We start from the raw sequence: 12,138 nt of genomic DNA, 5'->3' as shown, positions 1-12,138 counted from the left end.
GGCGTTCGAACCTAACAAGGGGCGGGACCGTTCAGCCCAGCTTGCCCAGTTCCAGCCAGTGTTCCAGCCAGTGGATGTTGTAGTCGCCGCTGTGGATCGCCGGTTCCTGCAGCAGGGCCGAGAACAGCGGCACTGTGTTTTCCACGCCGTCGATGATCAGTTCCCCCAGGGCGCGGTTGAGACGGGCCAGCGCCTCGTCCCGGTCGCGGCCGTGCACGATCAGCTTGCCGATCAGGCTGTCGTAATAGGGCGGGATGACATAGCCGTCATAGAGCGCCGAATCCATCCGCACGCCCAGGCCGCCGGGGGCATGGAAGGCGGTGATCTTGCCGGGACGCGGGGCGAACTCGGGCAGTTTCTCGGCGTTCAGGCGGACCTCGATCGAGTGGCCGTTGATCGTCAGATCGTCCTGTTCGAAGGACATCGGCAGGCCCGAGGCCACGCGGATCTGTTCGCGCACCAGGTCGACCCCGAAGATCGCTTCGGTGACGGGATGTTCCACCTGCAGGCGGGTGTTCATCTCGATGAAGTAGAATTCGCCCTTCTCGTAGAGGAATTCGATCGTGCCGGCGCCGGCATAGTTGATCTTGGCCACGGCGTCGGCGCAGATCTTGCCGATGCGCGCGCGTTCCTCCGCCGTGATGCAGGGGCCGGGGGCCTCTTCAAAGACCTTCTGGTGGCGGCGCTGCAGCGAACAGTCCCGTTCGCCCAGGTGCACCGCACGCCCCTTGCCGTCACCGAAGACCTGGATCTCGATGTGGCGGGGGGTGGTCAGGTATTTCTCGATGTAGACTTCGTCATTGCCAAAGGCGGCCTTGGCCTCGGCGCGGGCGGTCTGGAAGGCGTTGGCCATGTCCTTTTCGGACTTGGCGACCTTCATGCCGCGCCCGCCGCCACCGGCGGTGGCCTTGATGATGACGGGATAGCCGAATTCCTCACCGATCTTCTTGGCGGCTGCCAGGTCCGGCACGCCCCCGTCCGATCCGGGCACGCAGGGCACGCCAAGCGCCTTCATCGTGTCCTTCGCGGTGATCTTGTCGCCCATGACGCGGATATGTTCCGCCGTGGGGCCGATGAAGGTGATGCCGTGGTCCTCGACGATCTGCACGAAGGCGGCGTTTTCCGACAGGAAGCCATAGCCCGGGTGGATCGCCTGGGCACCGGTCACTTCGGCGGCGGCAATGATCGAGGGAATGTGCAGATAGCTGTCGGAGCCCGGAGGCGGGCCGACGCAGACGGATTCATCCGCCATGCGCACATGCATCGCATCGGTGTCGGCAGTGGAATGCACGGCGACGGTCTGCACGCCCATCTCGCGGGCGGCGCGGATCACGCGGAGGGCGATTTCGCCCCGGTTGGCAATGAGGATTTTGTCGAACATCCGGCGCGGGCCTTATTCGATGATCATCAGCGGCGCGCCATATTCGACGGCGGCCTTGTCTTCGACGAGGATCCGTTTGACCGTGCCGGACTTGGGCGCGGGGATCTGGTTCATGGTCTTCATCGCCTCGACGATCAGCAGGGTCTGCCCTTCAGAGACCTGGTCACCCACCTTCACGAAGGCCGGGGCCGTCGGTTCGGGCTGCAGATAGACGGTGCCCACCATGGGAGAGGTCACGGCACCGGGGTGCTGGGCGGGGTCTTCTTCGGCGGCGGCGGGGGCGGCCGGTGCGGCTGCGGCGGCAGGGGCCGCGGCGGCAGGCGCGGGCGCGGCGGCCGGAACGCTGTAGGAGGTCGGGGCTGCGGCCACTTCGACCTTCTTGGAGACGCGGACATTCAGGCTGTCGTCTTCGCCATAGTCGCGCTTGACCTGGATTTCGGTCAGATCGTTTTCACGCAGCAGTTCCGCCAAAGCCTTGATGAAGGCGACGTCGGATTCGGTGTTTTTATTGGTCATACAGCTACTCGCCTGCGGTTGTGAGCCATGAGCGCGCGGCCCGGATGACGGGTTTTCCGCGCGGAAACTGAAGCGCTTATAGGGGAAGTCGGCGGGGGTGAAAAGCGTCCCTTGGCAAATCCCCGTTTGCGCGAACACCGGGCATATGGGCGCAGGGGGGCGCAGGATGCTGGCGACAAAGGGGAATATGGGCATCTACGCATGAAAAAGGGGCCGCCCCGAAGGGCAGCCCCCGATCCGCATCAGGCCGGGAGGAGGGGCCTGAGCGAGGTCACTTGGGTCTTAGGATTGGGCCTTAGGATTGGCCCAGCTCGATCACCTGATCCGCTTCAAGCGAAATCGCGGTGTCGGCGTTGAATTCGGCCATGGCTTCCAGCTGGTCGCGGGTATAGCCCATGGCGGTCACGGTCTCGCCGTTCAGTGCCAGTTCGGTCAGCGGCAGGGCGACGTCATGTTCGCCAAGGCCCAGGAAGCCACCGACGCCGACAACGGCCATGGTTTCACCGTTCATCTGCACCACGTCGTCGATCTCACCGATGGTGTCGCCGGTGGCGCTGGCCACGTCGGCCCCGATCAGGGCACCGACCTTGGTGCCGGCTTCTGCGCCAGCAGGCATGTCGGTCGCGTCGGTTTCAGCCATCTCGGTGTCCGTGGCGACATCCGCGTCTGCGGTGCCGGTCAGTCCGGTTTCGGCGTTCAGGCCGGTGTCATCGGCCGAAGCGCTGACATCCGAGTCGAGACCGATGGAGGCCGAGGCACCGTTAGCACCGATCGAACCGGCTGCGTCACCGGATACACCTGCGCCTGCACCGATGGATTGGGCGGCGACGGGGGCGGCAAGGGCCAGCACGGCGGCGCTGGTCATGAAAAAGTTCTTAACGTTGGACATGTCTGTCTCCTTTCGTTTTCAGGTAGACAACGGGTCGGGGCGGTGTGCTGTTCCATATACTTTCGAGACTGTGGCGCATTTGCGCTGCTTGTCGCTGAACCCTCTGACTTTGCTGGTTTTATCGGGTTGGGGATTCCTGCCGATGCTGTCGGGCACACAGGAAAACAGGCGCGCCCCGGGGGGACGCGCCTGTCAGAATGGTCGGATTGCGACCGATTTCATGCCGGTATCGGGGTGTCCCGACCCGGTTTCGCCGGGTCTTAGCGGTTCATCCGGTTCTCGATCAGGTCGTCGACCACCGAAGGATCCGCCAGGGTCGAGGTGTCGCCCAGCGCGCCATAGTCATTCTCGGCGATCTTGCGCAGGATGCGGCGCATGATCTTGCCGGACCGCGTCTTGGGCAGGCCGGGGGCCCATTGGATCAGGTCAGGGCTGGCAATCGGGCCGATTTCAGTGCGGACCCAGGTGCGCAGTTCCTTCTTCAGATCGTCCGAAGGCTCCTGACCGTTCATCAGGGTGACATAGCAATAGATGCCCTGGCCCTTCACGTCATGCGGATAGCCGACCACGGCGGCTTCGGCGACCTTGGCATGGGCGACAAGGGCGGATTCGACCTCGGCCGTGCCCATACGGTGGCCCGAGACGTTGATGACGTCATCGACCCGGCCGGTAATCCAGTAATAGCCATCTTCGTCGCGGCGGCAGCCGTCACCGGCAAAGTAATAGCCCTTGTAGTCGCTGAAGTAGGTCTTCTCGAACCGTTCGTGATCGCCCCAGACGGTGCGCATCTGGCCGGGCCAGCTGTCCTTGATGGCCAGAACGCCTTCGGTCTTCACCTCGGCGATTTCCTCGCCGCTGGTCGGTTCCAGCACGACGGGCTGCACGCCGAAGAAGGGCGTGGTGGCCGAACCGGGCTTGGTCGGTGTCGCGCCGGGCAGGGGGGTGATCATGTGGCCGCCGGTCTCGGTCTGCCACCAGGTGTCGACGATCGGCAGTTTGCCCTTGCCGATCTTGTCGTTGTACCAGTTCCAGGCTTCGGGGTTGATCGGTTCGCCCACGGTGCCCAGCACTTTCAGGTCGCTCAGGTCGATGCCTTCGACAAAGCTGTCGCCCTGGCCCATCAGCGCGCGGATCGCGGTCGGCGCGGTGTAGAACTGGTTCACCTTGTGCTTTTCGCAGACCTGCCAGAAGCGCGAGGCATCGGGGTAGGTCGGCACGCCTTCGAACATCAGCGTGGTCGCGCCGTTCGCCAGCGGGCCATAGATGATATAGGTGTGGCCGGTGACCCAGCCCACGTCCGCCGAACACCAGAAGATGTCGCCGTCGTGGTAGTCAAAGGTCAGCTGCTGCGTCATCGAGGCATAGAGCAGATAGCCGCCCGAACAATGCACCACACCCTTGGGCTTCCCGGTGGAGCCCGAGGTATAAAGGATGAACAGCGGATCTTCGGCGTTCATCGGTTCGGCCGGGCAATCTGCAGAGGCGGCGGCCATCTCGGCCTTGACGTCGATGTCGCGGCCCTCGGTCCAGGTGGTCTGATCGCCGGTGTGCTTCACCACCAGGCATTTCACGCTGTCCTTGCAATGCAGCAGGGCGGCGTCCGCGTTGGATTTCAGCGCGGTGCGGCGGCCGCCACGGGGGGCGGTGTCGGCGGTGATGACGACCTTGGCTTCGGAATCGTTGACCCGGTTGGCCAGCGCATCCGGCGAGAAGCCGGCGAAGACGACCGAATGGATCGCACCGATGCGGGCACAGGCCAGCATGGCATAGGCGGCTTCGGGGATCATCGGCAGGTAGATGACGACGCGGTCGCCCTTTGACACGCCCTGAGCCTTGAAGACATTGGCCATGCGGCAGACGTTGTCATGCAGCTGGGCATAGGTGATGTGCTGCGCCGGGTCCTTGGGATCATCGGGTTCAAAGATGATCGCGGTCTGGTCGCCACGGGTCGCCAGATGCCGGTCGATGCAGTTGGCGGCGACGTTCAGTTCGCCATCCTCGAACCACTTGATCGAGACCTGGCCCAGGGTGAAATCGGTGTTCTTCACCTTGGTGAAAGGCTTGGTCCAGTCCAGCCGCTTGCGGGCCTCGTCGCCCCAGAAGGTGTCGGGGTCAGAGACCGAGGCCTTGTACATCTCGGCGTATTTGGCGGCGTCCACATGGGCGTTCGACACCATGTCGGCAGAGGGCGGATAGGTCTGATCGGTCATGATCACTCCTTCGGTACTGGAACTTCCGATCTGGCCTTTCGGGCAGGTGGCCCATGGGCTGTCGGGTCGTCATGTCGGGGCGATTGCGGGTCGGGCCTTTGGGCGCAATGCCCGGGCCTGTCCTGCCTGGCGCTGCCCGGCCCCTCCTCGGGACGGCACCAGGGGTATTGCGGGTCCAGCTATCGGAAATTGCTGGGATAATGGCAAGGGCGACGAAGGTATCGGTCGCCCTTGCGGGGTCGTGAATGGATCAGATGGCCAGATATTCGGCGCGCAGCTCGGCGTTGCCAAGCACTTCCTTGGCCGAGCCGTCGAACACCACCGATCCGGTGTCCAGGATCACGGCGCGGTCGGCCAGTTCCAGCGCCCGGACAGCGTTCTGTTCGACCAGGATCGTGGTGATCCCCTGTTCCTTGATGATGCGCAGCGTCTTCTCGATCTCGTCGACGATGACGGGGGCCAGGCCTTCATAGGGTTCGTCCAACAGCAGCACCTTGATGTCGCGGGCCAGCGCGCGGGCGATGGCCAGCATCTGCTGTTCGCCGCCCGACAGGGTCACGCCCTCTTGCTTGCGGCGTTCGCCGAGGCGGGGGAAAAGCTCGTACAGGCGGCTGATCGACCAGCCGATCGGCGGGGCGATCTGGGCCAGCTGGATGTTTTCCTCGACCGTGAGGCCGGGGATGATGCAGCGATCCTCGGGCACAAGGCCGATCCCGGCCTGCGCCGCCTGGTGAGAGCTCATCAGGTGGAGCGGCTTGTGATCCAGCCAGATCTCACCATGGGTGACCTGCGGATTGTCCATCCGCGCGATCGACCGCAGGGTCGAGGTCTTGCCGGCCCCGTTGCGGCCCAGCAGCGCCAGGATCTCGCCTTCGTGCACGTTGAAGCTGATGTTCTGCACGATGTAGCTTTCGCCGTAGTAGGCCTCCATGTTCCAGACAGAGAGGAAGGCGGGGGCGGTTTCGGCGTAGTTCTTGCCCTTGTTGAAGTCGGGTTTGACGTTCATCTGTTTTTTCCTTTCTCGCTCACCTTGTCCGAAAACCGGTATCCGCTTTTCGGGGCGAGCGACGCTTTCCGCCTGTTACGCTGCAACCTGGGTTTCGCCCAGGTAGGCTTCGCGCACCTTGGGGTGGCCCTTGATGTTTTCCGGCGTGTCCTCGACCAGGGGGGTGCCCTGGGCCAGCACGGTGATCCGTTCCGCCAGAGAGAAGACGACATGCATGTCGTGTTCGATGATCGCGATGGTGATGTCGCGGTCTTCCTTGATCTTCTTCAGCAGGTCGATCGTGTTGTTGGTGTCGGCGCGGGCCATGCCCGCGGTCGGTTCATCCAGCAACAGAAGCCGCGGTTCCTGGGCCAGGCACATGGCGATTTCCATCCGGCGCTTGTCGCCGCGCGACATGGACGCGGTGTGCATCTCGCGCTTGTCGGCCAGGTTCATGCTTTCCAGCATGTGTTCGGCCTTTTCGACGACATCCTTTTCGGACCACATCGACCCGATGGCCTGCATCTTGAACGCGCCGTCACGCTTGGCGAAACAGGCGATCATCATGTTTTCCATCACGCTCAGGTCGCCGAAGATCTCGGGTGTCTGGAACACGCGGGAAATGCCCATCTGGTTGATCTCGAACGGTTTGCGGCCCAGGACCGACTGGCCGTCGAACATGACCGACCCGGTGTCGGGGATCAGCTTGCCGACCAGCACGTTCAGCAGGGTGGATTTGCCCGCGCCGTTCGGCCCGATGATCGCATGGACGGTATTTTCCGCCACGCTGAGGTTGACGTCGCCCAGGGCCTGGAGACCGCCGAAGCGCTTGTTGACGTTCTTGACTTCAAGAATACCCATTGTGGTGTCTCCTTATTCCGCAGGCTCGGTCGAGGCCGATTTACCGGCATCCGAGGCTTTCTTGCCGCGCAGGGCGCGTCCGATACGCTGGCCACCTTCGATCAGCCCGCCGGGCAGGAAGATCACGACCAGCATGAAGATCAGGCCCAGGGTCAGGTGCCAGCCCTTGCCCACGAAGGGATAGATCAGGGTGATGACGAAGTCTTCCAGGCCATCGGGCAGGAAACCGAACCACTGGTGCAGCACGCTTTCGTTGATCTTCGAGAAGATGTTCTCGAAGTACTTGATCAGGCCTGCGCCCAGGACCGGACCGATCAGGGTGCCGGCACCGCCGAGGATGGTCATCAGAACGACCTCACCGCTGGCGGTCCACTGCATCCGTTCCGCACCTGCCAGCGGGTCGACGGCGGACAGAAGGCCACCGGCCAGACCGGCATACATGCCCGAGATCACGAAGGCCGCCAGGGTGTAGGGACGCGAGTTCAGACCGGTATAGTTCATCCGCTGCTGGTTCGATTTCACCGCACGCAGCATCAGGCCAAAGGGCGACCGGAAGATGCGGATGGCCAGGTAGAAGCAGACGAGCATGATCACGGCGCACATGTAGTAGCCGGCGTTGAACTGGAATTCCCAGGCACCGAGCTGCATCTTGTGGGTGGCCCGCATGGACAGACCGAACAGGTGCGGCAGATCGGGCAGGCGGTCCGAATGGAACCACTGCGGATCGTCGGCATAGACCTGAAGGCCGGTTTCACCGTTGGTCAGGTTGAACTTGGGGTTCGACAGAACCGAATAGGCCAGCGCAAAGGACATCTGGGCAAAGGCCAGCGTCAGGATCGAGAAGTAGATCCCCGAGCGGCGCAGGGTGATCACCCCGATCAACAGGGCGAACAGGCCCGAGACGACGATCGACAGCAGGATGCCCGGCACGACGTTGTACCCCAGAAGCTTGAACATCCACACGCAGGCGTAGGACCCCACGCCCAGGAAGGCGGCGTGACCGAAGGACAGGTATCCGGTCAGGCCGAAGAGGATGTTGAAGCCGATGGCGAAGATGCCGAAGATCACGAACTTCTGCATCAGGTCCGGGTAGCCCGCGTTGAACTGGGCCAGCCCGCTTTCCGTCGGGAAGGGGTTGAGGATGAAGGGCGCAGCCATCGTCAGCACGAAGACGATCAGCAGAAGGCGCAGGTCGGTGTTTTTAAGGCCAAACATGGGATTAGTCCTCCATCACGCCTTTTTTGCCCATCAGACCGCGCGGACGGGTCAGAAGGACGATGATTGCAACGAGGTAGATGATGATCTGGTTGATGCCGGGGATGGTGGTCGTCGCCCAGGTGGTCGAGGCGAAGGCCTCCAGGATACCCAGCAGGAAGCCTGCCAGGACCGCACCGGGAAGCGATCCCATGCCGCCGACAACCACGACCACGAAGGACAGCACCAGGAAGTCCATGCCCATGTGATAGTTGGGCGCGTTGATCGGACCGTACATCACACCGGCCAGGCCCGCGATGGCGGCGGCGATGCCGAACATGATGGTGAAGCGGCGGTCGATGTCGATGCCCAGAAGCTGCACGGTTTCGCGGTCAGCCATGCCGGCGCGGACAACCATGCCGAAGGTGGTGAACTGCAGGAAGGCAAAGGCACCGAAAATCAGCAGCCCCGAGAAGGCGATATAGACCAGACGCCAGACCGGGTACGAGATGTTCAGCCCGAAGCTGCCGCCAATCGTCGCCACGCCCGACAGCGCATCGGGGGCGGGGGTCTGGATCGGGTTTGCGCCGAAGTAGAATTTCACGATTTCCTGCAGGACGATGGCCAGGCCGAAGGTCACCAGGATCTGATCAGCGTGGGGACGCTTGTAGAAATGCTTGATCAGGCCGCGTTCCATGACATAGCCGACGGCCAGCATGATCGGGATCGCAAACAGGATCGCCAGGGGCACGGACCAGTCGATGATGGCGGCACCCACCTCGGGGCCGAACCATTCCTGGACATAAGGGGTTTTGACCTTCAGCGGATTGCCAAGAAAGTCCTTCTGGGTCGGATCCACCGTCTCGAAGCTGAGGTTCAGCAGCTTGGACAGGGTGACCGAGCAGAAGGCCCCGATCATGAAAAGTGCGCCGTGGGCGAAGTTGACCACGCCGAGCGTGCCGAAGATCAGCGTCAGGCCAAGGGCGATCAGCGCATAGGCGCTGCCCTTGTCCAGGCCGTTCAGGATTTGAAGGATGATTGCGTCCATTGTCCCCACCATCGAGTGTTTTTTGGATGCACGTCCCCGGCCCGCAAAACGGGGGATCGGTAACGTTTCGGCCCCGCAGAGGGCCGTCTAAGGGAAGATCGAAGGGTAGGGTGGACCGAAGCCCACCCTACGATCGGTTTATGCGCCCGGGTTGCACTGACCGAGGTTGCCGCCGGCAAACATCGGGTGATCGGGTGCGTATTCGACCTGCGCGCGGGGCGTGACTTCGACAACTTCGAGAAGGTCGAACTCAGAGGTCGGGTTTTCCTTGCCGCGCACGACCAGAACGTCCTTGAAGCACTGGTGGTCTTCGGCGCGGTACAGGGTCGGGCCGTTGCCCAGGCCGTCGAATTCGAAGCCTTCCAGGGCTTCGACCACGGCGCAGGGGTTGAACGAACCGGCGCGGGCCACGGCGTCTGCGTACAGCAGGGTCTGCACATAGCAGGTGTGCGCAGCCTGGGACGGCGGGAAGCCGTACTTGGTGCCGAAGGACTGCACGAAGGCCTTGGTGCCCTCATCCTGCAGCGACCAGTGCCAGTTGGTCGACCCAAGGATGCCCTTGATGTTTTCGCCCGCACCCCGTGCCATCAGGCGCGAGAACAGCGGAACGACGATCTCGAACTGCTTGCCGTCGATGATCTTCTCGCGCAGGCCGAACTGGACCGCGTTGGTCAGAGAGTTGACCATGTTCCCGCCGTAGTGGTTCAGAACCAGAACGTCGGCACCCGAGTTCAGGACCGGCGCGATGTAGGACGAGAAGTCGGTCTGAGCCAGCGGCGTCAGAACGTTGTTCACGGTCTGCCAGCCAAGGGCCTCAGTCGCGGCCGCGATCGATTCCTGCTGGGTCCAGCCCCAGGTGTAGTCCGCGGTCAGGTGATAGGCCTTGCGGTCGTTGCCGTACTGGGCTGCCAGCACCGGTGCCAGGGCTGCGCCCGACATGTAGCCGTTAAAGAAGTGACGGAAGCCGTTCGCCTTCTTGTCCTTGCCGGTGGTGTCGTTCGAATGGGTCAGGCCGGCCATGAAGATCACGCCTGCCTCCTGGCAGAGGCCCTGGACGGCGATCGCCACGCCCGAGGACGAACCGCCGGTGATCATCACCGCGCCGTCCTTTTCGATCATGGACTTGGCCGAAGCACGTGCGGCGTCAGACTTGGTCTGCGTGTCGCCGGTCACATATTCGACCTTCTTGCCCAAGATGCCGTTTCCTTCCAGCACCTTGGAGCTGAAGGTCTGCAGCATGCCGCCGTCGCCTTCACCGTTCAGGTGTTCGACGGCCAGCTGGTAGGCGCGCAGTTCGTCTGCACCTTCGTCTGCGTAGGGGCCGGACTGGGGCACGTTGAAGCCCAGGGTCACCGTGCCGCCCTGGGGCGCGTTGGTGAAGCCTGCGTGGCTTGCGGCGGACAGGTAGGTTGGCAGGGCCAGGCCTACACCGGCGGCAGCGCCGGTTTTCAGGACGCCACGACGTGACAGGGTCGGTTTGGTCATCAGTTTCCTCCCGATTATATGGATGCAGGTCCGCCTCCTCTGCGGGCCCGCGCGCACTTTGTGCAAAGAAACTATACAAAGCGTTAGTAAAACCGATCAACAAGTCACTTTAATCGTTAAGTTTTTTTGTAAACAAATGCACTACGCCATGGTATACATTGTAAAGAAATTATTTCGCACCGCAGAAAGCCCTTGATACGTCACGGGAAATGCAACCGGAGGACGCATGGCGAAAACGGGACTGACAGGCAGCCGGATCCGCGATCGGCGGGTAATGATGGGCCTGCGTCAGGCCGATCTGGCGCGACAGGCGGGGATCTCGGCCTCGTACCTGAACCTAATCGAACACAACCGGCGCAGAATCGGCGGAAAGCTGCTTTTGGACATCGCGGCGGTCCTGGGGGCCGAACCCGCGCATCTGACCGAAGGGGCCGAGGCCGCGCTTGTGGCCACCCTGCGCGATGCTGCTTCGGCCAGCCCCGGAGCGGGGGCCGAGGCCGAGACGGCCGATGAATTCGCGGGCCGCTTCCCCGGCTGGGCGCGGCTTCTGGCGGATCAGCAGGTCCGCATCGGGCGGCTGGAGCAGGCGGTCGAGGCGCTGACCGACCGTCTGGCCCATGACCCGCTGCTGGCGGCCTCCCTGCACGAGGTCCTGTCGACCGTCACGGCGATCCATTCCGCCTCGTCGATCCTGGTTGAGACCAAGCAGATCGAACCGGAATGGCGCGACCGTTTCCACCGCAACATCCACGAAGACAGCGCCCGCCTGGCCGAAGGGGCACAGCGGCTAGTCAATGAATTGGACGCGGGCCAGCGCAAGGAGGTGTCGTTGAATTCGCCCCAGGACGAATTGGACGCCTTCCTGGACAAGGCGGGCCATTCCTTTGCGGAACTGGAAGGGGCTGCGGTGGCCGAAGACGACATCGAAGCCGCCCTTGCGGGGCAAAGCTTTGACACCAGCGCCGCGCAGGCCCTGGCGCGGGACCGCCTGACCCGGCTGGCCCGGGACGCCGCGACCCTTCCGCAAGACAGGCTCGTCACCGCGCTGGAGGCCGCAAGGAAAGCGCAGCGCGAGGCCGAGGCCCCCGATCCAACGGCGCTTGCCGCGGATCTGGGGGTCAGCCCGGCGCTGGTGATGCGGCGGCTGATCGCGCTGCCGCAGGACGTGGCCGAGCGCCTTTTGCCCGCCGCGCCGGGGCTGGTGATCGCCGATGCCTCGGGCACGTTGCTGTATCGGAAAGAGGCGCAGGGCTTCAGCCTGCCGCGCTACGGGGCGGCCTGTCCGCTGTGGCCGCTGTTCGCCGCGCTGTCGCGTCCGGTCTTCCCGATCCGGCAGGCGATCCAGCTGGCGGGGCGCAACGAAGGGGCGTTCCTGACTTATGCGGTGGCCGAACCCGATCATCCGGTGCGCCCAGGGGCCGATCCGGGTCTGCGCGCCCATATGCTGATCTGGCCGCAGGACCGCCTGGAGACGGGCAGCCAGCGCGTCGGTCTGACCTGCCGGATCTGCCCGCGCGTGAACTGCCTGTCCCGGCGCGAGCCCTCGATCATGGCACGCGAGGGGTGATC

10 protein-coding genes are annotated in these 12,138 nt (G+C 63.5%); 1 reads left to right on the top strand and 9 read right to left on the bottom strand.

Features of this window, described 5'->3' with window-relative positions; genetic code table 11:
- Positions 1-31: 31 nt before the first annotated feature.
- The 9 genes from accC to BMX99_RS11985 form a co-directional block, all read right to left on the bottom strand.
- Complete coding sequence (gene accC / locus BMX99_RS12025; RefSeq protein ID WP_093452011.1) at positions 32-1,381, bottom strand: acetyl-CoA carboxylase biotin carboxylase subunit; 1,350 nt, start codon at positions 1,379-1,381, stop codon at positions 32-34.
- 12 nt (positions 1,382-1,393) lie between these two features.
- Positions 1,394-1,897, bottom strand: coding sequence for an acetyl-CoA carboxylase biotin carboxyl carrier protein (accB, locus tag BMX99_RS12020; RefSeq protein ID WP_093452008.1), 504 nt, complete (start codon positions 1,895-1,897; stop codon positions 1,394-1,396).
- A gap of 295 nt (positions 1,898-2,192) precedes the next feature.
- On the bottom strand, positions 2,193-2,786 hold the full coding sequence (locus tag BMX99_RS12015) for a PRC-barrel domain-containing protein (protein ID WP_093452006.1): 594 nt from the start codon (positions 2,784-2,786) through the stop codon (positions 2,193-2,195).
- 260 nt (positions 2,787-3,046) lie between these two features.
- Complete coding sequence (acs, locus tag BMX99_RS12010) at positions 3,047-4,996, bottom strand: acetate--CoA ligase (protein WP_093452004.1); 1,950 nt, start codon at positions 4,994-4,996, stop codon at positions 3,047-3,049.
- A 250-nt stretch (positions 4,997-5,246) separates the two neighbouring features.
- A complete protein-coding gene (locus tag BMX99_RS12005) occupies positions 5,247-6,002 on the bottom strand; it encodes an ABC transporter ATP-binding protein (RefSeq protein ID WP_093452001.1) in 756 nt (251 codons plus the stop codon).
- Between the two features lie 75 nt (positions 6,003-6,077).
- Positions 6,078-6,842 carry an ABC transporter ATP-binding protein gene (locus tag BMX99_RS12000; RefSeq protein WP_093451998.1) on the bottom strand — a complete coding sequence of 255 codons (765 nt, stop codon included), beginning with the start codon at positions 6,840-6,842 and terminating at the stop codon, positions 6,078-6,080.
- Positions 6,843-6,854: 12 nt separating this feature from the next.
- Complete coding sequence (locus BMX99_RS11995) at positions 6,855-8,057, bottom strand: branched-chain amino acid ABC transporter permease (RefSeq protein WP_093451995.1); 1,203 nt, start codon at positions 8,055-8,057, stop codon at positions 6,855-6,857.
- 4 nt (positions 8,058-8,061) lie between these two features.
- The gene (locus tag BMX99_RS11990; RefSeq protein WP_093451993.1) at positions 8,062-9,084 is read right to left on the bottom strand and encodes a branched-chain amino acid ABC transporter permease; all 1,023 of its coding nucleotides are present in this window, start codon (positions 9,082-9,084) and stop codon (positions 8,062-8,064) included.
- A 138-nt stretch (positions 9,085-9,222) separates the two neighbouring features.
- The gene (locus BMX99_RS11985; RefSeq protein WP_093451990.1) at positions 9,223-10,569 is read right to left on the bottom strand and encodes a substrate-binding protein; all 1,347 of its coding nucleotides are present in this window, start codon (positions 10,567-10,569) and stop codon (positions 9,223-9,225) included.
- Between the two features lie 226 nt (positions 10,570-10,795).
- Between BMX99_RS11985 and BMX99_RS11980 the strand changes: the two genes are divergently transcribed.
- Positions 10,796-12,136, top strand: a complete 1,341-nt coding sequence (locus tag BMX99_RS11980; RefSeq protein WP_093451987.1) for a helix-turn-helix domain-containing protein — start codon at positions 10,796-10,798, stop codon at positions 12,134-12,136.
- Positions 12,137-12,138 lie beyond the last annotated feature (2 nt).

Source organism: Pseudooceanicola nitratireducens (assembly GCF_900109195.1).
GTDB lineage: Bacteria > Pseudomonadota > Alphaproteobacteria > Rhodobacterales > Rhodobacteraceae > Pseudooceanicola > Pseudooceanicola nitratireducens.
Note: the sequence above shows the minus strand (reverse complement) of the source record. Positions and strands in the feature narration are given on the sequence as shown.